Source organism: Heyndrickxia sp. FW510-T9 (assembly GCF_058781025.1).
On sequence record NZ_JBYSWK010000001.1, the window covers coordinates 144,902 to 164,101 of the forward strand.

Genomic DNA, 19,200 nt, shown 5'->3' on the forward strand with positions numbered 1-19,200 from the left:
TGAGTCTAGTTGAGTTTTTTTCAAAAATTAAAAGACAAGTTTTCGAAATCAACGGATACAGTTACAGAAAAATTTAAAGATGGTTTATCCAAAACAAGAAATAATTTTGCGAATAAGGTAAATGATCTGGTCGCACGCTATCGAAAAGTTGATGAAGATTTTTTTGAAGAGCTAGAAGAAATTTTAATACAAGCTGATGTAGGTTTTAACACAGTTATGGAATTAATAGATGAATTAAAGATGGAAGTGAAAAGAAAGAATATTTCAAACCCATCAGAGGTTCAGTCCGTTATTTCTGAAAAACTTGTGGAAATATATGAAGGTGGAGAAAAAGCATCTAACCATATTAACCTACAAGAGAACGATCTTACTGTTATTCTTTTTGTTGGTGTCAACGGAGTTGGAAAGACAACAACAATTGGCAAGCTTGCCCATATGTATAAGCAGCAAGGAAAGAATGTTATTTTAGCTGCAGGGGACACTTTCCGAGCAGGAGCGATTGATCAGCTGGAGGTTTGGGGAAATCGCGTTGGCGTGGATGTAGTAAAACATAGCGAAGGATCCGATCCTGCCGCTGTTATGTTTGATGCTATTCAATCTGCTCGTGCAAAGAAAGCGGATATCTTGCTATGTGATACAGCAGGACGTCTGCAAAATAAAGTGAATTTGATGAATGAATTAGAAAAAGTAAAGCGTGTCATTGAAAGAGAAATCCCTGGAGCACCACATGAAGTGTTGCTAGTATTAGATGCGACTACTGGTCAAAATGCATTGCTTCAAGCAAAAACATTTAAAGAAGTCACGAATGTAACCGGAATTGTGCTAAGTAAACTAGATGGAACAGCAAAAGGTGGAATTGTTCTTGCTATCCGCAATGAACTAAATATTCCAGTTAAATTTGTAGGTCTTGGTGAAAAAATGGATGACTTACAAGAATTTGATCCAGAAAAATATGTGTATGGATTATTCTCGACAATTATTGAAAATGAAGTAGAATAATCACCGTTTTTTTCATATGTAAAGTTTTTGTCTTGACAAACGTTGAAAAAATATGTATTCTTCATATGTAAAGCTTTTTCACTTAACAAGGGGAGGATAATCATGCTTGAAAAAACAACAAGAATGAATTACTTGTTTGATTTTTATCAATCGCTGTTGACTCCAAAGCAGCGAAGCTATATGTCCTTCTACTATTTAGATGATTTTTCCCTTGGTGAAATTGCCGAAGAATTTGAGGTTAGCCGGCAAGCGGTTTTCGATAATATCAAACGTACTGAAAACATGCTCGAGGAATATGAAGAAAAGCTATTATTATTCCAAAAGTTCAAAGAGCGCACGAAAATATTAAATACTTTAAGAGATATTCTTGGTAAAGACGAATTATCAAATAAACTATTACCTTTTATTGATGCGCTAGAGAAATTAGATTAGGAGGCGGCATGTATGGCATTTGAGGGATTAGCCGACCGACTGCAGAATACGATACAGAAAATACGCGGCAAGGGAAAAGTTTCGGAAAGCGATGTAAAGGAAATGATGCGTGAAGTACGTCTTGCATTATTAGAGGCAGACGTAAACTTCAAAGTCGTGAAAGAATTTATTAAAAAAGTAAGTGAACGTTCTGTTGGTCAAGAGGTAATGAAAAGCCTAACTCCTGGTCAACAAGTCATTAAAGTGGTAAAGGAAGAACTTACCAACTTAATGGGCGGAGAACAAAGTCAAATAGCTGTTTCTAAGCGCCCTCCAACTGTTATTATGATGGTTGGTTTGCAAGGTGCCGGTAAAACAACGACCACTGGTAAGCTTGCGAATCTTTTAAGAAAAAAGCATAATCGTAATCCTTTACTAGTAGCAGCTGACATTTATCGTCCTGCAGCTATAAAACAATTAGAGACACTTGGTAAACAACTAGGTATGCCTGTTTTTTCACTTGGTGATCAAGTAAGTCCTGTCGAAATTGCAAGACAAGCTATCGAAAAAGCAAAAGTGGACCATAATGATTATGTACTCATTGATACAGCTGGGCGTCTGCATATAGATGGCGAGCTAATGAATGAGTTGAAGGAAATTAAAGAGTTATCGACTCCAGAAGAAATCTTTCTAGTTGTCGATGCTATGACAGGTCAAGATGCAGTAAATGTTGCTGATAGTTTCAATGAACAATTAGGTATTACAGGAGTCGTCTTAACAAAATTAGATGGCGATACTCGTGGTGGTGCAGCACTTTCCATTCGCTCTGTTACTGGAAAACCGATTAAATTTGTCGGTATGGGGGAAAAACTGGATGCTTTAGAAGCCTTTCATCCAGAAAGAATGGCTTCCAGAATCCTTGGAATGGGCGATGTTCTTACTTTAATTGAAAAAGCTCAAGCTAATGTTGATGAAGAAAAAGCAAAAGAACTTGAGCAAAAAATGCGAACAGCATCGTTTACCTTTGATGACTTCTTAGATCAGTTAAGCCAGGTAAGAAAAATGGGTCCATTGGATGAACTATTAAAAATGATGCCTGGTGCTAATAAAATTAAAGGATTGAATAATCTTCAAATTGATGACAAACAAATTAGTCATGTTGAAGCCATTATAAAATCCATGACAAAAGCGGAAAAAATCAATCCTGAAATTATTAATTCTGGCCGCAGGAAACGAATAGCGAAAGGGAGCGGAAGAACCGTACAAGAGGTAAACCGTCTTTTAAAGCAATTCGAAGAAATGAAAAAAATGATGAAGCAAATGACTAGTATGCAAAAAGGGAAAAAGAAAGGTTTTAAATTCCCGTTTATGTAAGTCTTAAAGTTAGTAATAAGGAAACCAAGGCATTGCTATCATAAGTAACAAAGATAGTAATATGTTTGTTCCCTTTTACCTATAAATAAAAAGTGTTAAGAAAAAACACTTTACAAACAAAATACTTTTTTGATATCATATTATCTTGTGTAAAACTATTCGGAGGTGCTATTTAAAATGGCAGTAAAAATTCGTTTAAAACGTATGGGAGCAAACAAATCTCCTTTCTATCGTATTGTAGTTGCAGATTCTCGTTCACCACGTGATGGACGTTTCATCGAAACAGTAGGTACTTACAATCCAGTTGCTCAACCAGCTGAAGTGAAAATTGATGAAGAATTAGCGCTTAAATGGTTACAAACTGGTGCAAAACCATCTGATACAGTACGTAACTTATTCTCTAAACAAGGCATCATGGAAAAATTCCACAACGCGAAATACAGCAAGTAACTGTGTGAATCAACATGCAAAATTTGATTATTCAAATTGTTAAGCCCTTAGTCGATCACCCGGATGCTGTTCGGGTAGAATTGGTCGAGGATCCCAACCAAATAACTTATAATCTTTCTGTTCATCAGGAGGATATCGGTAAAGTGATTGGGAAAAAGGGCCGTGTTGCAAAAGCAATACGAACTGTTGTCTATGCCGGTGCTGGTTTACAACAACATAAGAAAATTTATTTGGAAATTGTAGAGTGATTTTTTTGATGATTGTACATTCCAAATAGATTAAGACAGCAATGAATAGATGTTTTGAAACATCATGAAAAGGGAGGAGAAATTAGCCTCCCTTTTTACATATCTGAAAATCTTATGGCCAATATAATAAATTAAAGTATAGTCTACTAATTGGAGGTAGATGATGAAGATATTGCAATCGGTAATTGTAAAACAAGTTTTGACGGAAACTAGTAAAAATAAATTATTCCATTCATATCAAGAGAAAAAATTATTGTTTCAAAAAGAATGCGACCAGCTGCGTTTTGAATTAAAAAAACTGGAAAAAACAAAAAAATTCCCTCCAACTAGTTTAAAAAATCACTTTGAAAAGGAAATTAATATTAGACAAGAAAAAGTAAAGTTGGTCGAGTTTCAAATGGAACAACTGAGTATCCTACCACTAGGAAGTGAAGTGACTGAACAAAATATCCAATCTGTTATTGATATAGAAATCGGAGATGATTGGAATCAAATTTGTACTGAGAAAATGATTATTGTGAAAGATGGGTACATCACAGAAATACGATAGAGGTGAAAAAGATGTGGTTTAATGTTGGAAAAATCGTTAATACACATGGATTAAATGGTGAAGTTCGTGTTATTTCGATTACAGATTTCAAGGAAGAAAGATTTAAAATCGGAAACACTCTTTCTTTATTTATGAACGAACAATCGAAACCGATTAATTTAGTTGTAAAAAGCCATCGTATACATAAAAATTTTGACCTGCTTACCTTTGAAGGTTACGGAAATATTAATGAGGTTGAAAAATGGAAAAATGGTATTTTGAAAATATCTCAAGAGCATTTAGGAACGTTGAATGAAGGAGAATTTTATTTTCATGAAATAGTTGGGTGTCAAGTGATGACAACAGGTAATGAAATTGTTGGTGTAGTGAAGGAAATTCTTACTCCAGGGGCTAACGATGTGTGGGTAGTAAAAGGGGAAAAAGGAAAGGAATATCTAATACCTTACATTGAACCTATTGTTAAACAAATAAATGTACAGGAAAAGCGAATTATCATTGAGCCAATGGAAGGGCTATTATCATGAAGATAGATATTTTGACTTTATTTCCTGAGATGTTTAATGGAGTACTCGGAACGTCGATCTTAAAAAAAGCAAGGGAAAAAAACATTGTCAAATATAATGTTATCAACTATAGAGAATTTGCTGATAACAAGCATCAAACAGTGGATGATTACCCATATGGTGGTGGAGCAGGTATGGTTCTAAAACCACAACCAATATTTGATGCGGTGGAAAGCCTTAAGCAAGGAGAAAAAAAACCTCGAATTATATTGCTGTGTCCTCAAGGTGAGACTTTTAAGCAATCAAAGGCGGAAGAATTGTCACACGAAGATCATTTAATTTTTATTTGCGGACACTATGAGGGCTATGATGAAAGAATAAGGGAATATGTAGTAACAGATGAGATTTCCATAGGTGATTTTGTATTAACTGGCGGTGAGCTTGGCGCAATGGTATTAGTGGATAGCATTGTTCGCTTATTGCCTGGCGCACTTGGAAATGATGATTCGCCTGTATTAGATTCTTTTTCGACTGGATTACTAGAGCATCCTCATTATACAAGGCCAGCAGATTTTAGAGGAATGAAAGTGCCTGATATTCTATTGTCAGGTGACCATCGGAAAATAGAGAAATGGCGTGAAAAAGCATCATTAAAACGTACATATTTGAGAAGGAAAGATTTACTAGAAGGATATTCCTTGACCGATGAACAACAAAAATGGATAGACGAATGGGAAGAAGAAAATAAATAATAAACTAGTTTGTCCAGTTCCAGCGCCAATCAACTAGCGTATTTCTATGTTTTCTATCTATGTAAGCTGGAATCGGTCGTGGACTACTTCGTCTTATATCCTAAATCTTGCGTCGAAGACTACGAATTTCGTACGTTAGTTCGGTGGTGCTACTACATTTCTTATTGCATTATATCTATTGATATGTTAATATTACTTTTGTGATTTAAGACCAAATCACGTTAAAACGATGTTCCGCTACAATGATTGATATGTATGAGCATCTGTTGGAAGGAGTTGAAATCGATGCACAAAATTATTGAAGAAATTACAAAAGATCAACTTCGCAGTGATGTTCCTGCATTCCGTCCTGGGGATACAGTACGTGTTCATGTTAAGGTTATTGAGGGTACTCGTGAACGTGTACAGTTATTTGAAGGTGTTGTTATCAAGCGCCGCGGTGGTGGAATCAGCGAAACTTTCACAGTTCGTAAAATTTCTTATGGTGTAGGTGTTGAGCGTACGTTCCCAGTACACACTCCTAAGATTGCGAAACTAGAAGTAGTGCGTCGCGGTAAAGTTCGTCGTGCGAAACTTTACTATCTACGTAGTTTACGTGGTAAAGCCGCTCGTATTAAAGAAATCCGCTAATTGTAAGTGTAGGTGGCTATTAGTAGAATTTAATCTACAATCGTTATCATACTTATCAATGAAAAACGTTTTGAAAAGGGGCTTGGAGACAAGTCCCTTTTCGTTCATATAAATACATATAGATAACAGTGTTTCTTCTTTTTATACTAGATTATTTCAATTAAAAAATGGTTATATAATAATAGAGAGTTTTAAATAATTTGCATAACCAAATTCATATTCAAAATTACATATCATATAAAAATTCTGGGTGGTGGAGATATGGCAAAACGAAAAAATGAATTATGGGAGTGGACAAAAGCACTTCTAATAGCAGTAGGTCTTGCAGTAATTATACGATATTTTTTATTTGCACCAATTGTTGTGGATGGTTTATCGATGATGCCAACCTTACATGATGGGGATCGAATGATTGTGAATAAGCTCGGTAATCCTAGTCGGTTCGATATCGTAGTATTTCACGCACCAGAAAAAAAAGATTACATCAAAAGGGTTATTGGTCTCCCAGGTGATCGAATCGAATATAAGGATGATGTATTATACATTAATGGGAAAGCCTATAAGGAACCTTATTTAGATAAATATAAAAAAATAACGCAAGGACCATTGACAGAGGATTTCACCTTAAAGGAACTAATTGGTCGAGATACTGTTCCAAAGGGAGAGATTTTTGTCATGGGGGATAATCGTAGACAGAGTAAGGATAGCAGAAGTATTGGCCCTATTCCTATATCAAAAGTAATTGGAAATACAAAATTAATATACTGGCCAATTAAAGATATCCGATTTGCAAAATAAATGTTTTTGGAGTTGAAAATAAATGACCATTCAATGGTTCCCTGGTCATATGGCAAAGGCTCGCAGGGAAGTAACCGAAAAATTAAAACTGGTTGATATAATATTTGAATTAGTGGACGCGAGAATTCCAATTTCATCCGCAAATCCAATGCTAGATGATATTGTTCAGCAAAAACCAAGGTTAATTTTATTAAATAAAGCAGATATGGCTGATTCCGATATGACGAAACAATGGATCCAGTATTATGCAGATAATGGACAAAAGGCGTTGTCTATCAATTCGCAGGCTGGTAGCGGTATGGAGACAATCGTGAAAGCTTCTCAGCAAATTTTAAAATCGAAATTTGATCGGATGCAAGCAAGAGGAATAAAGCCACGGGCTATACGTGCGATGATCATTGGTATTCCAAATGTCGGTAAATCTACTTTGATTAATAGGCTAGCGGGTAAGAATATTGCAAAGACGGGTAATACCCCTGGTGTGACAAGATCACAACAATGGATTAAAGTCGGTAAACAATTAGAATTACTTGATACGCCTGGAATCTTATGGCCTAAATTTGAGGATGAGATTGTTGGGTATAAATTAGCGCTCACTGGAGCAATTAAAGATACAATCTTAAACCTACAGGATATTGCTGTTTTTGGGCTTCGATTTTTAGAGGAACATTATCCTAACCAATTAAAGGAACGCTATCAGTATGATCAAATACCTCTTGAAATATTAAATATATTTAATCACATTGGAAAATTGCGCGGCTGTCTAATGTCAGGTGGAGAAGTGAATTATGATAAGACAGCTGAAACGATCATTCGTGATCTTCGTTCTTTAAAAATCGGTAGATTAACTTTTGATTTTCCTGAAGAAAACTTGAAGTATCATGATGAGTGAGGAAGTACATGAGGACTTTTACGATAAAAGAAATTGCTGATCAATTGCAAAATGTAGATTCACTTGAAAATCCTTTTCTTAAACAAATAGAACAAGATACAAGAAAAGGTGTACAAAATCTTATTCGAAAAAAGTATGAAGCAATAAAAAAGACTGAAGCGGAACGTGTGTATTTTTATGAAAAGATGAAGTATGAAAATGAGTTGAAGATGCAGGGATTTCAGCTTATTGCTGGTATAGATGAAGTCGGCAGAGGTCCATTAGCGGGACCAGTTGTAGCTGGTGCAGTAATATTATCAGATGATTTTTATTTAGGCGGAATTAATGATTCGAAACAATTAACCGAGCAAAAGCGTGAAGAATATTTTAATATTATTATGAATGAAGCTGTTTCCGTTGGAATTGGTATTATTTATCCAGAGGAAATAGATAAAATCAATATTTACGAGGCAACCAAGAAGGCAATGTATGCAGCAATAGATAATTTAAGTAATTATCCCGAATACTGCTTGATTGATGCAATGAAACTAACTTTGCCGATAGCGCAAAGTTCTATTATAAAAGGCGATACAAAGAGTGTTTCAATTGCTGCAGCATCTATTGTTGCAAAAGTTACACGTGACCGAATGATGGTGGAATATAGTAAGCAATTTCCTGATTATTATTTTGACAAGAATATGGGATATGGAACGAAAGAGCATTTACATGCACTGAATAAATATGGACCTTGTCCTATCCACAGAAAATCGTTTGCACCAATTAAAGATATGAACTAAAAAACTCAACCTTTTAAGGTTGAGTTTTTTTATTATAAAGAAGCACGATAGATGGCTAATACATCTTCACGATTTAATTTAGTGAAATTACCAAACGCACCATTAGCCATTGCTCTATCTGCCATTACATCCATTTTATTGTCATCAATATCATAATCCGCTAAACGAGATGGTGCACCGATACTGTTCCAAAAATCACGAAGTTTTTGGATTCCTTCTAGTCCTATTTCTTCATCTGTTTTTCCATCTGGAGTTACATCAAATACACGTACAGCTAATTGTTTGAAACGAGAAGGTAAAACATGTAAATTATGCTTCATCCAGTTAGGGAATAGAATCGCTAAACCACCGCCATGTGGAATATCATATACAGCAGATACAGCATGCTCAAGATTATGGGTTGCCCAATCTCCTCGATATCCCATATTTAAAATACCGTTTAAAGCCATTGTTCCACAGTAAAGGATAGTAGAACGGTATTCAAAGTTCTCCAAATCAGCTAAAAGCTTTGGAGCTGTCTCCATTACGGTTTTTAATAAACTCTCGCACATACGGTCTTGAAACTCAGTATTTTCCGTAAGATGAAAAAAGTGTTCTAATACATGGGACATAATATCTACCATTCCATAAACGGTTTGATCCCTAGGAACAGTATATGTATTTACTGGATCAAGAATAGAAAACTTAGGGAATGTTGCAGGGCTTCCCCATCCGTATTTTTCATTTGTTTCCCAATTGGTAATAACAGATCCTGAATTCATTTCAGAGCCAGTAGCTGCAAGGGTAAGAACCGTTCCAAATGGAAGTGCTTCCTCCGCGAACGCTTTTTTAATAACAAGATCCCATGCATCACCATTATATTTGGATGCAGCTGCAATAAGCTTTGTACAGTCAATAACACTGCCGCCTCCAACTGCTAATAGAAACTCTATACCTTCTTTTTTACAAATGTCTACCCCTTTACGGACAGTTGAGACACGAGGATTTGGCTCTACTCCGGAAAGTTCAAACAGGTGCGCATTTATTTCGTTTAATTGATGTAAAACCTTATCATATAAGCCGCTTCTTTTAATACTTCCGCCACCGTAGACAAGTAACACTTTGTTTCCTAACGGAGGTATTTCCGTCTTTAGTTGTTCAAGTTGATCTTTACCAAAAATTAATTTAGTTGGGTTTAGGAAAGTAAAGTTATCCATTTTACCTCAGCCTCCTTCAGATTGTATTATGATGGAAAGGAATATAAAAAGCAAAAATGATGCCCACTTCTTTTTTATGTAATTATTATAAATTAACCATACTCCTTTTAAATAAAGAATATGAATAAGACATAAGTTCTTGAAAAAGGAGTGAGCTCATATGGCATTAAGACAACAAGCTTTACATGAAATGTATAGGATAGTTGAAAAATTGAAACAAGAACAATTACCTGATGGATCCTGGGATTATCCTTTTGAAACCGGGATTAAGACGGATGCCTATATGATTATTTTATTAAGAATGTTAGAGATGGATGAGGAGGCTTTAATTAAAGGTTTAGTAAAACGGATTTTAAGTAAACAAGAAGGAGATGGTTCTTGGAAACTTTTTTATGATGAAGAATCAGGAAACTTAACAGCAACAATTGAAGCTTTGTATGCACTGAGATTTTCCGGATATGTTTCTAATGAGGAGAACTTCATGAAAGCAGCAAAGAGATATATTTTGGAGCATGGTGGTTTGGAACAGTCGCAATTGTTCACCCAAATATTATTAGCAATAGGTGGACATATTCCTTGGTCAAATCAGTTTCTAATACCTGTAGAGGCTGTTCTTCTTCCAAATCAATTTCCCATTAATTTTTATGATATTTCTGTTTTTGGAAGGTCAAATATTGCACCCATCATAATTCTTAGCGAGGCAAAATTTATTAGAAAAACAGCTAAAAGTCCAAATCTTTCTGATCTTTTTACTGACAGAGCAATAAATAACTTTAAAATCAGACAAACAGTAGAATATCGTTCCTTACTGGACTACATAAAAAAAGGTGTTGATAGTTTAGTAGGAGTGAAGGAGGATATTCATGAAAAGGCATTAAAACAATTGGAAACTTATATGATTAATAGAATAGAACCCGATGGAACTTTTTATAGTTATTTTAGTGCTACCTTTTTAATGATATTTGCTCTTATGGCAAGAGGAAGATCAAAGTCAGATAAAATTATTGTTAAAGCAGTAAATGCTCTAAAATCTATGATTTGTGATATTGATGGTCTCCCACATTGCCAATATACTACTGCAAATGTTTGGAATACGACATTAATCAGCTATGTTCTTCAGGAGGCAGGAGTTTCCAAAAGCACAAATACTGTTCAGAAAGCTAATCAATATCTTTTGTCTAGACAGCATCATAAATACGGAGACTGGGTTATTCATAATCCCCGTGGTAAACCAGGAGGTTGGGGCTTTTCTAATATCAACACGAAAAATCCCGATGTAGATGATACTACAGCTGCTTTAAGGGCTATTCGAATACAATCACTCGAACAAGACCAATTCCGTGCGTCTTGGGACCGTGGTATCCAGTGGGTATTGTCGATGCAAAATGATGATGGAGGTTGGCCAGCTTTTGAACGAAATATTGATAACCAGCTTTTAACTATTTTTCCTGGTGGAGAGGATTTATTATTAGATGCATCATCGTCAGATTTAACTGGAAGAACATTAGAATTTTTAGGAAAACATACGAACTTAAATAACAGTCATTCAACTATCAAAAAAGGAATAAAGTGGCTGTGGAAGAATCAAGAGAAGGATGGTTCTTGGAATAGCAGATGGGGAATTTGCTATATAAATGGTACTTGGGCGGCACTTACTGGATTGAGTGCAACAGGGATAGAACCGGATCATCCGTCTATTCAAAAAGCTGTAAATTGGCTAAATAATATACAAAATGAAGATGGAGGCTGGGGAGAATCGTGTAATAGTGATATTATGGAAGAATATGTTCCTTTAGGTTTAAGCACTCTAACACACACTGCTTGGGCAGTGGATGCGCTTATTGCAGTTTCAGATAAAATGACACCGCATATCCAAAATGGAATAAACTTTTTATGCAATAATGCCGATACAAATAATTGGAGGAACAGTTACCCGATGGGACAGGGAGCGGCTAGAATATTTTATATTCATTATCATAGTTACAACTATATATGGCCGTTGCTGACACATGCGCATTTCATTAATAAATATTACAAAGACTAATATGTAAAGAGGAATAATAAAATGTTGTCTTCGATATTAAATGGATTACAACAATTAAATACGAGTGATGAGGCTAATACCCTTTCCTTTCAAAAAGGCAAGATTTTTTTTGGTACCGTAAGAAATATTTATCCAAATAATTTTGCCCTTTTGCAGATTGGAAATCAAAATCTAATTGCAAAACTTGAGGTTGCACTGACAAATGGGGAAGCATATTGGTTTCAAGTGGATTCGGATGAGGGAGACATTCAGTTAAAGTTATTTACCGATAAACATCCAAGTGGGAATGATATATCTCCTATATTAAAGCAGCTTTCACTACCTTCTACGAAAGAAAATATGGAGTTGATACATTTTCTTTCAAAGGAACAAATTCCCTTTACAAAGGAATCTGTTACAAAAATGAGTGGGTGGATATCTCATGAACCGAATATAAAGCAAAATTTTAATATAATCAAACAAATGGTGGATAATAAATTTCCTCTAACCGAATCGATATTCAAATCATTAATAACAGCAAAAAATAAGGAACCTATTCATAATCAAATTCAGCTTCTTGAATCATCGTTGTTGGAAGAGGAGCAGACGAATACAGTGAAAGAAATACAATCTGCCATCCATTCCATTAATAACATTCAAAATAAACAATTGGCAGCAAATTTAATCCAAACGTTAATAGATGGAAAATCCTCCAATAATAATAATCAAATGTTAATAGATGGGAAACGTTCCAATAAAAATAATAATAATCAAATGTTATTAAAATCGATTTTACAAAAACTCAGTGAAGAAAAGGAGCCTCATTCCACCGATAGTAAACTTAAAAACCAATTCGATAAAATTCAAATCCAACATGAACATGAGGTTTTTAAAGGGGAAGCATTTTTAAAAAATCCTTCCATTTCACAAAAGGTAATAAATAATACTGTAAAGTTTATAGAACATTACTTTTCAAAAGAACTTCCACATGAATTTTTATCATTGAATCAAAAAGAAAAAGACTTTTTGATTGAAAACTTGAAAACTATGAAACAATCAATAAATGGACAGGATTTCTTGCACCAATTTAAGGAAGCAACAAAGTCATTAGGATTATTTTATGAATATCAAATTGCGGCTAATCCTGAAGAAAGTCATGTAGTGGAATCTTTAAAGCCTTTGCTTGTTAAAATGTTGCAGGAATCCGGGCTTACAACAGAAGTACGAGAGATAGTAGAAGGATTAGTTAATAAAATGAATGGCCAGCAAATACAAATGTATGAGAATGGCCCTCTACAACAATTATTCTATGAAATTCCAATTCAATTATTTGGTTTTAAAACAAATTTAACCATGCAGTGGTCAGGAAAGAAAAACGAAGATGGGAAAATTGACCCAAACTACTGTCATATTCTTTTTTATTTAAATCTGCAACATCTCCACGAAACTATTGTGGAAATGAAAATTCAAAACCGAGTAATCAATGTAAACGTATACAGTGAATCAACAGGAGTAAAGGAAGTGGCAGCGGGAATTATCCCTAATTTAAAAAATAAATTAGAAGAATTAAATTATCACTTATCCGCAGTTCATTTCATGGAAAAACAATCCAGTCTTGATAAGAAAATGATGACAAATCAAAAGACTCATCTTAAGTCATACAGCGGGGTGGACTTACGAGTATGAATAAAAAGCAGTCAAAGCGAAGAGAAGCGATTGCACTAACATATCACTCCGAAAATCAAGTTGCACCACTTATAACAGCTAAAGGGAAAGGCTTTGTTGCAGATAATATTATTGAAAAGGCAAAAGAACATAAAATCCCGATACAAGAGGATCCTAATTTAATTCAATTGCTTGGCACGCTTGATATTAATGAAACTATTCCTGAAGAACTATATGAGGCAGTTGCTGAGGTTTTTGCATTTATTTACAGAGTGGATCAACAAGTAGGCAAAGGACATTAGAAATGACAACATAAATCTAATGTCTCTTTAATTTTTATTAGGAAAATGGAATAAACAAATAATTTGGATAGTTTTAAATACATTGCAAACTCATCTAATTTGTTCATAAAGCTAGACATATTTTCTGCCTTTCTATACAATGAAAGCGCAGTTAATTTTTGATGATGTTTAAATAGGAGGATGGAAAATGAATATCCATGAGTATCAAGGTAAAGAAATCCTCAGAAAATACGGGGTTGCGGTACCAAGTGGAAAGGTTGCTTTCACAGTTGAAGAAGCAGTAGAAGCTGCGAAAGAACTTGGAACTCAAGTTTGTGTAGTAAAAGCACAAATTCATGCCGGCGGTCGCGGAAAAGCTGGCGGTGTAAAGGTTGCTAAGAATTTGGACGAAGTACGTACATATGCAAACGAAATCTTAGGAAAAACTTTAGTAACACACCAAACTGGCCCAGAAGGTAAAGAAGTAAAACGTCTTCTTATCGAAGAAGGTTGCGACATTAAAAAAGAATACTATGTTGGTCTAGTATTAGATCGCGCAACATCACGTGTTACCTTAATGGCTTCAGAAGAAGGCGGTACGGAAATTGAAGAGGTGGCAGAACAAACACCTGAAAAAATCTTCAAAGAAATTATCGATCCAATCGTTGGCTTGACTGCATTCCAAGCTCGCCGTATTGCATTCAATATTAATATTCCAGCTGCTCTTGTTAATAAAGCAGTAAAATTCATGATGGGCTTGTATACAGCATTTGTCGAAAAAGACTGTTCTATCGCTGAAATTAACCCACTTGTTGTAACAGGTGATGGAAATGTAATGGCACTTGATGCAAAGTTAAACTTTGATTCAAATGCATTATACCGTCAAAAAGATGTAGTAGAATATCGTGATCTTGAAGAAGAAGATCCAAAAGAAATCGAAGCTTCTAAGTATGATCTTAGCTATATCGCTTTAGATGGTAAAATCGGTTGTATGGTTAATGGTGCAGGACTAGCAATGGCTACAATGGATATCATTAAGCATTACGGTGGCGATCCTGCTAACTTCTTGGATGTTGGTGGCGGTGCGACTGCTGAGAAAGTTACAGAAGCATTCAAAATAATCCTTTCTGACAAACATGTAAAAGGAATCTTCGTAAATATTTTCGGTGGAATTATGAAGTGCGACATTATTGCAGAAGGTGTTGTGGAAGCAACAAAACAAGTTGGTCTTGAATTACCACTAGTAGTTCGCTTAGAAGGAACGAATGTTGAATTAGGTAAGAAAATTCTTAATGAATCAGGATTAAACATCGTTGCTGCTGAGTCAATGGCAGACGGCGCACAAAAAATCGTTGAATTAGTAGGATAAGAAAGGCAGGGGAACATAGTGAGCGTTTTTGTTAATAAAGACACAAAAGTAATCGTACAAGGTATTACTGGTAAAACAGCTCTTTTCCATACAAAGCAAATGTTAGAATATGGCACAAAAATCGTTGGTGGTACTTCTCCTGGTAAAGGCGGTACTGAGGTGGAAGGTGTACCTGTATTCAATACTGTTTCAGATGCAGTAAAGACAACGGGTGCTAATGCTTCTGTAATTTATGTACCAGCTCCATTCGCTGCTGATGCAATTTTAGAAGCAGTAGATGCTGAACTAGATTTAGTAATTTGTATTACTGAGCATATTCCAGTATTGGATATGGTAAAAGTAAAACGTTACATGGAAGGGAAGAAAACTCGCCTAGTTGGCCCTAACTGTCCAGGTGTTATTACTCCTGGCGAATGTAAAATTGGTATTATGCCAGGCTACATTCATACAAAAGGCCATGTAGGTGTTGTTTCTCGTTCCGGAACTTTAACATATGAAGCGGTTCACCAACTTTCACAAGCAGGTGTTGGTCAAACAACTGCTGTTGGTATCGGTGGAGACCCAGTTAACGGAACTGACTTTATTGACGTTCTTAAAGCATTTAACGAAGACCCAGAAACAGAAGCTGTTATTATGATTGGTGAAATCGGAGGAACAGCGGAAGAAGAAGCGGCACTTTGGGTTAAAGCAAATATGACAAAACCAGTTGTAGGCTTTATCGGTGGTGTAACGGCACCTCCAGGAAAACGTATGGGTCATGCTGGTGCGATTATTTCTGGAGGAAAAGGTACTGCTGCGGAAAAAATTCGTGTCATGAATGAATGTGGAATTAAAGTTGCTGAAACTCCATCCGTTATGGGTGAAACATTAATCAGTGTATTGAAAGAAAAAGGCTTGTACGAAAAGTGTAAAACACATTAATTTTCTGGTATAAAAAGAATAGTCCCTCTCTAAATGGAGGGACTATTTGCCATATAATAAATTTTCAGGAGGACTTTATGGACGAATTCAAAAAAAGACTTATCCATCTCCATCATTGCCAAGGAATCACATCATCTATCATATTACAACTCCTCAAAAAAGATCCCCATTTACAATCACTATATAAGTATTCTTTCACGACATTAAACTCCATTACTCATGGTAAAGCAAGTCAACTGAAAAATATTTACTATGACCTTCATCAAATAAACATCGATCGATTACTTTTAAACTATCAAAAACATCAAATAAAATGTATTACTATATTTGATAATGACTATCCAATTTTGTTGAAACAAATTTATAACCCTCCATTAGTCCTCTACACAATCGGAAACGAACAACTTCTTCATTTTCCTTCCATTGCAATGGTTGGTTCTAGAAAAGCAGATATATATGCACGGAAGGCAATTAACCAAATTATGCCAGCGCTTATTCAAAAGAAGTTTGTCATAATAAGCGGGGTTGCAAAAGGAGTAGATACAATCGCTCATAAAAATGCCATTCATTGTAAAGGAAAAACAATTGGTGTATTAGGAAGCGGATTTTTTCATATTTATCCGCAGGAAAACATTGGATTAGTAGAGAATATGAAACAAGAGCATTTAATTATTTCTGAATACCCTCCATATACAAAACCGCAAAAATGGCATTTCCCAATGAGAAATCGCATAATCAGCGGATTAGCCAAAGGAACAGTCATTATTCAGGCAGAACAAAAAAGTGGTTCTCTTATAACGGCGGATTTTGCTCTTCAAGAGGGAAGAGAAGTATTTGCGGTACCTGGTAACATTTATGAATCTCTTTCACAAGGCACTAATAAACTGATACAACAAGGAGCTAAGCTTGTTCAAACCGGTGAGGATATTTTAGAAGAATTAATATATATTAGTGATGGTTTGAATAAGAATGAGTAAATGAAAAAGTGAAATGGAACTTTATTTTACATTATATTGATGATATGTTTTGGAAATGATTAAAATTCAGGGAGGAAATTGAAACAAAGGATAAAAATTGATAGTGTTGTTTATATGAATAATTGACAAATATGAAAATCAAGTCTATCATGTACACTTGATTTCTATGCATGGAAAAATAACGTATGTTATGAACTTCATGGTGAAAATATTTATAACACCTCTGGGGAGGATTATTGATGTCAGAGTACTTAGTAATTGTGGAATCGCCAGCTAAGGCGAAGACCATAGAACGATATCTTGGAAAAAAATATAAAGTGAAAGCATCGATGGGACATATTAGGGATTTGCCTAGAAGTCAAACAGGTGTTGATACTGAACATAATTATGAACCAAAATATATTACGATTAGAGGCAAAGGGCCGATTTTAAAAGATTTAAAAACCGCCGCGAAAAAAGCGAAAAAAGTCTATCTTGCGGCTGACCCCGATAGAGAAGGGGAGGCAATTGCTTGGCATTTAGCACATAGTTTGGATGTGGATATTTCTTCTGATTGCAGGGTTGTCTTTAATGAAATAACGAAGGATGCTATTAAGGAGTCCTTTAAACATCCCCGTCCCATAAATATGGATCTAGTGGATTCTCAGCAAGCAAGAAGGATTTTAGACCGATTAGTGGGTTATAATATCAGCCCACTGCTTTGGAAAAAAGTAAAAAAGGGCTTGAGTGCCGGTCGTGTTCAGTCAGTTGCAGTTCGTTTAATAATTGACCGTGAAAATGAAATTAAGAATTTTATTCCTGAAGAATATTGGACAATTACAGCTAATTTCGAATTTGGCAAAGAAACTTTTCAAGCATCTTTTTATGGTGTTAATGCAAAAAAATTAGAATTAACTTCCGAATCAGATGTTAAAGAAGTATTGTCTAAATTAAATGATGTGTATACGGTCTCTTCGGTTACCAAAAAGGAAAGAAAACGAAATCCATCACCGCCATTTACTACTTCATCTTTACAACAAGAAGCTGCAAGGAAGCTGAATTTTAGGGCAAAGAAAACAATGATGCTGGCACAACAGCTTTATGAAGGAATTGATCTTGGCAAAGAAGGCGGTGTCGGGTTAATTACGTATATGAGAACAGATTCAACACGTATTTCTGATGTTGCCAAGTCAGAAGCAGAATCATTCATCAAGGAAAACTATGGTGAACAATATGCTAGAACAGAGGAAAGAAAAGATAAAAAGCAAGCGAAAGCACAGGATGCTCACGAAGCAGTAAGACCAACCAGCACATTCCGAGAACCTAACTCTTTAAAAGAATACCTAAGTAAAGATCAGCTTCGTTTATACAAGCTTATTTGGGATCGGTTTTTAGCAAGCCAAATGGCTCCTGCGGTAATGGACACAATGAGTGTAGATATTTTAAATGGTGATGTTATTTTTAGGGCGACTGGTTCAAAAATTAAATTTCCGGGCTTTATGAAGGTTTATGTGGAAGGAACGGATGACGGACAAGAGGAGAAGGAAAATATATTGCCGGAGCTTAAGACTGGAGATAATGTTAAACAGTCGAATATTGAGCCTAAACAGCATTTTACACAGCCTCCTCCGCGTTATACCGAAGCAAGACTTGTCAAAACATTAGAGGAACTAGGTATAGGGAGGCCATCAACTTATGCGCCAACCCTTGATACGATTCAAAAGCGAGGGTATGTCGCGTTAGATAATAAACGCTTTGTTCCAACTGAACTTGGTGAAATAGTTATAGAGCTCATGTTTGAGTTTTTCCCGGAAATTCTCGACGTAGAGTTTACAGCAAGGCTGGAAAACAATTTAGATGAAATTGAAGACGGTAAAGTAGAATGGGTTAAAATTATTGATGAGTTTTACCAAGATTTCGAAGTTAAATTGAAAAAAGCGGAAGAAGAAATGGAAAAGATTGAAATTAAAGATGAGTTAGCCGGTGAGGATTGTGAGAATTGCGGCAGTCCAATGGTCTTTAAAATGGGACGTTTCGGTAAATTTATGGCATGCAGTAATTTTCCGGATTGCCGAAATACAAAACCAATTGTAAAAGAAATTGGAGTAAAATGCCCTAGCTGTGAAAAAGGAAATATCATCGAACGTAAAACGAAGAAAAAAAGATTATTCTACGGATGTGATCGCTATCCAGAATGTGATTTTATTTCCTGGGATAAACCAATCGAAAGAAAATGTCCTAAATGTGATCATGTACTGGTTGAGAAAAAATTGAAAAAGGGAATTCAAGTTCAATGTACGAATTGCGATTATAAAGAAAAAGCTGAAAGTTAAAGAGTAAGCAACTGCTTACTCTTTAACTATTTTATTTACATTTAAAGTAAAAAAAATGAGGGTTTTGTGAACA

Annotated in this window: 20 protein-coding genes; 19 read left to right on the forward strand and 1 reads right to left on the reverse strand. The window is 35.3% G+C overall.

Going from position 1 to position 19,200, the window contains the following annotated elements; genetic code table 11:
• Positions 1–9 precede the first annotated feature (9 nt).
• The 12 genes from ftsY to rnhB all read left to right on the forward strand — a co-directional run bounded on the left by ftsY (position 10) and on the right by rnhB (position 8,383).
• On the forward strand, positions 10–999 hold the full coding sequence (gene ftsY / locus AC3WJF_RS00700) for a signal recognition particle-docking protein FtsY (RefSeq protein ID WP_492449130.1): 990 nt from the start codon (positions 10–12) through the stop codon (positions 997–999).
• Between the two features lie 99 nt (positions 1,000–1,098).
• Positions 1,099–1,431, forward strand: coding sequence for a putative DNA-binding protein (locus tag AC3WJF_RS00705; RefSeq protein WP_492449289.1), 333 nt, complete (start codon positions 1,099–1,101; stop codon positions 1,429–1,431).
• A 12-nt stretch (positions 1,432–1,443) separates the two neighbouring features.
• A complete protein-coding gene (ffh, locus tag AC3WJF_RS00710; RefSeq protein ID WP_492449132.1) occupies positions 1,444–2,784 on the forward strand; it encodes a signal recognition particle protein in 1,341 nt (446 codons plus the stop codon).
• 177 nt (positions 2,785–2,961) lie between these two features.
• A complete protein-coding gene (rpsP, locus tag AC3WJF_RS00715) occupies positions 2,962–3,234 on the forward strand; it encodes a 30S ribosomal protein S16 (RefSeq protein ID WP_492449133.1) in 273 nt (90 codons plus the stop codon).
• 14 nt (positions 3,235–3,248) lie between these two features.
• Positions 3,249–3,482 carry a KH domain-containing protein gene (locus tag AC3WJF_RS00720; RefSeq protein ID WP_492449135.1) on the forward strand — a complete coding sequence of 78 codons (234 nt, stop codon included), beginning with the start codon at positions 3,249–3,251 and terminating at the stop codon, positions 3,480–3,482.
• 163 nt (positions 3,483–3,645) lie between these two features.
• Positions 3,646–4,032 (forward strand): YlqD family protein, encoded by a 387-nt coding sequence (locus tag AC3WJF_RS00725; RefSeq protein WP_492449136.1) that lies wholly within the window; start codon positions 3,646–3,648, stop codon positions 4,030–4,032.
• A gap of 11 nt (positions 4,033–4,043) precedes the next feature.
• Positions 4,044–4,556, forward strand: a complete 513-nt coding sequence (rimM, locus tag AC3WJF_RS00730; protein ID WP_492449138.1) for a ribosome maturation factor RimM — start codon at positions 4,044–4,046, stop codon at positions 4,554–4,556.
• Entirely contained in the window at positions 4,553–5,287 is a 735-nt protein-coding gene (gene trmD, locus AC3WJF_RS00735; protein ID WP_492449139.1) for a tRNA (guanosine(37)-N1)-methyltransferase TrmD, read from the forward strand. Before rimM ends, trmD begins: the two co-directional genes overlap by 4 nt.
• Positions 5,288–5,572: 285 nt before the next feature.
• Positions 5,573–5,917, forward strand: a complete 345-nt coding sequence (gene rplS, locus AC3WJF_RS00740) for a 50S ribosomal protein L19 (RefSeq protein ID WP_492449140.1) — start codon at positions 5,573–5,575, stop codon at positions 5,915–5,917.
• Between the two features lie 261 nt (positions 5,918–6,178).
• Entirely contained in the window at positions 6,179–6,715 is a 537-nt protein-coding gene (lepB, locus tag AC3WJF_RS00745; RefSeq protein WP_492449141.1) for a signal peptidase I, read from the forward strand.
• Between the two features lie 22 nt (positions 6,716–6,737).
• A complete protein-coding gene (ylqF, locus tag AC3WJF_RS00750; protein WP_492449142.1) occupies positions 6,738–7,607 on the forward strand; it encodes a ribosome biogenesis GTPase YlqF in 870 nt (289 codons plus the stop codon).
• 8 nt (positions 7,608–7,615) lie between these two features.
• The gene (gene rnhB, locus AC3WJF_RS00755) at positions 7,616–8,383 is read left to right on the forward strand and encodes a ribonuclease HII (protein ID WP_492449143.1); all 768 of its coding nucleotides are present in this window, start codon (positions 7,616–7,618) and stop codon (positions 8,381–8,383) included.
• 32 nt (positions 8,384–8,415) lie between these two features.
• On the opposite strand, the gene AC3WJF_RS00760 is transcribed toward rnhB, so the two are convergent.
• The gene (locus AC3WJF_RS00760; protein ID WP_492449145.1) at positions 8,416–9,579 is read right to left on the reverse strand and encodes an iron-containing alcohol dehydrogenase; all 1,164 of its coding nucleotides are present in this window, start codon (positions 9,577–9,579) and stop codon (positions 8,416–8,418) included.
• A 160-nt stretch (positions 9,580–9,739) separates the two neighbouring features.
• Here AC3WJF_RS00760 and AC3WJF_RS00765 point away from each other — a divergent pair, with 160 nt between their 5' ends.
• The 7 genes from AC3WJF_RS00765 (at position 9,740) to topA (ending at position 19,127) form a co-directional block, all read left to right on the forward strand.
• Positions 9,740–11,623 (forward strand): terpene cyclase/mutase family protein, encoded by a 1,884-nt coding sequence (locus AC3WJF_RS00765; protein WP_492449146.1) that lies wholly within the window; start codon positions 9,740–9,742, stop codon positions 11,621–11,623.
• 21 nt (positions 11,624–11,644) lie between these two features.
• The gene (locus AC3WJF_RS00770; protein WP_492449148.1) at positions 11,645–13,288 is read left to right on the forward strand and encodes a TP0910 N-terminal domain-containing protein; all 1,644 of its coding nucleotides are present in this window, start codon (positions 11,645–11,647) and stop codon (positions 13,286–13,288) included.
• On the forward strand, positions 13,285–13,569 hold the full coding sequence (locus AC3WJF_RS00775; RefSeq protein ID WP_492449149.1) for an EscU/YscU/HrcU family type III secretion system export apparatus switch protein: 285 nt from the start codon (positions 13,285–13,287) through the stop codon (positions 13,567–13,569). The genes AC3WJF_RS00770 and AC3WJF_RS00775 overlap by 4 nt, the downstream gene beginning before the upstream one ends.
• A gap of 187 nt (positions 13,570–13,756) precedes the next feature.
• The gene (sucC, locus tag AC3WJF_RS00780) at positions 13,757–14,917 is read left to right on the forward strand and encodes an ADP-forming succinate--CoA ligase subunit beta (RefSeq protein WP_492449151.1); all 1,161 of its coding nucleotides are present in this window, start codon (positions 13,757–13,759) and stop codon (positions 14,915–14,917) included.
• Between the two features lie 18 nt (positions 14,918–14,935).
• Positions 14,936–15,838, forward strand: a complete 903-nt coding sequence (sucD, locus tag AC3WJF_RS00785; protein ID WP_492449152.1) for a succinate--CoA ligase subunit alpha — start codon at positions 14,936–14,938, stop codon at positions 15,836–15,838.
• A gap of 77 nt (positions 15,839–15,915) precedes the next feature.
• Positions 15,916–16,815, forward strand: coding sequence for a DNA-processing protein DprA (gene dprA, locus AC3WJF_RS00790; protein ID WP_492449154.1), 900 nt, complete (start codon positions 15,916–15,918; stop codon positions 16,813–16,815).
• A gap of 239 nt (positions 16,816–17,054) precedes the next feature.
• Positions 17,055–19,127 carry a type I DNA topoisomerase gene (gene topA / locus AC3WJF_RS00795; RefSeq protein WP_492449156.1) on the forward strand — a complete coding sequence of 691 codons (2,073 nt, stop codon included), beginning with the start codon at positions 17,055–17,057 and terminating at the stop codon, positions 19,125–19,127.
• Positions 19,128–19,200: the final 73 nt, after the last annotated feature.

Bases quoted from the DNA above. Each gene is read 5' to 3' on its own strand.
- lepB (WP_492449141.1), top strand. From the start codon at position 6,179: ATGGCAAAACGAAAAAATGAATTATGGGAGTGGACAAAAGCACTTCTA.
- rimM (WP_492449138.1), top strand. From the start codon at position 4,044: ATGTGGTTTAATGTTGGAAAAATCGTTAATACACATGGATTAAATGGT.
- AC3WJF_RS00770 (WP_492449148.1), top strand. From the start codon at position 11,645: ATGTTGTCTTCGATATTAAATGGATTACAACAATTAAATACGAGTGAT.
- AC3WJF_RS00720 (WP_492449135.1), top strand. From the start codon at position 3,249: ATGCAAAATTTGATTATTCAAATTGTTAAGCCCTTAGTCGATCACCCG.
- rpsP (WP_492449133.1), top strand. From the start codon at position 2,962: ATGGCAGTAAAAATTCGTTTAAAACGTATGGGAGCAAACAAATCTCCT.
- rnhB (WP_492449143.1), top strand. From the start codon at position 7,616: ATGAGGACTTTTACGATAAAAGAAATTGCTGATCAATTGCAAAATGTA.
- ffh (WP_492449132.1), top strand. From the start codon at position 1,444: ATGGCATTTGAGGGATTAGCCGACCGACTGCAGAATACGATACAGAAA.
- AC3WJF_RS00765 (WP_492449146.1), top strand. From the start codon at position 9,740: ATGGCATTAAGACAACAAGCTTTACATGAAATGTATAGGATAGTTGAA.
- rplS (WP_492449140.1), top strand. From the start codon at position 5,573: ATGCACAAAATTATTGAAGAAATTACAAAAGATCAACTTCGCAGTGAT.
- dprA (WP_492449154.1), top strand. From the start codon at position 15,916: ATGGACGAATTCAAAAAAAGACTTATCCATCTCCATCATTGCCAAGGA.
- ylqF (WP_492449142.1), top strand. From the start codon at position 6,738: ATGACCATTCAATGGTTCCCTGGTCATATGGCAAAGGCTCGCAGGGAA.
- AC3WJF_RS00725 (WP_492449136.1), top strand. From the start codon at position 3,646: ATGAAGATATTGCAATCGGTAATTGTAAAACAAGTTTTGACGGAAACT.
- sucC (WP_492449151.1), top strand. From the start codon at position 13,757: ATGAATATCCATGAGTATCAAGGTAAAGAAATCCTCAGAAAATACGGG.
- AC3WJF_RS00760 (WP_492449145.1), bottom strand. From the start codon at position 9,579: ATGGATAACTTTACTTTCCTAAACCCAACTAAATTAATTTTTGGTAAA.
- AC3WJF_RS00775 (WP_492449149.1), top strand. From the start codon at position 13,285: ATGAATAAAAAGCAGTCAAAGCGAAGAGAAGCGATTGCACTAACATAT.
- trmD (WP_492449139.1), top strand. From the start codon at position 4,553: ATGAAGATAGATATTTTGACTTTATTTCCTGAGATGTTTAATGGAGTA.
- topA (WP_492449156.1), top strand. From the start codon at position 17,055: ATGTCAGAGTACTTAGTAATTGTGGAATCGCCAGCTAAGGCGAAGACC.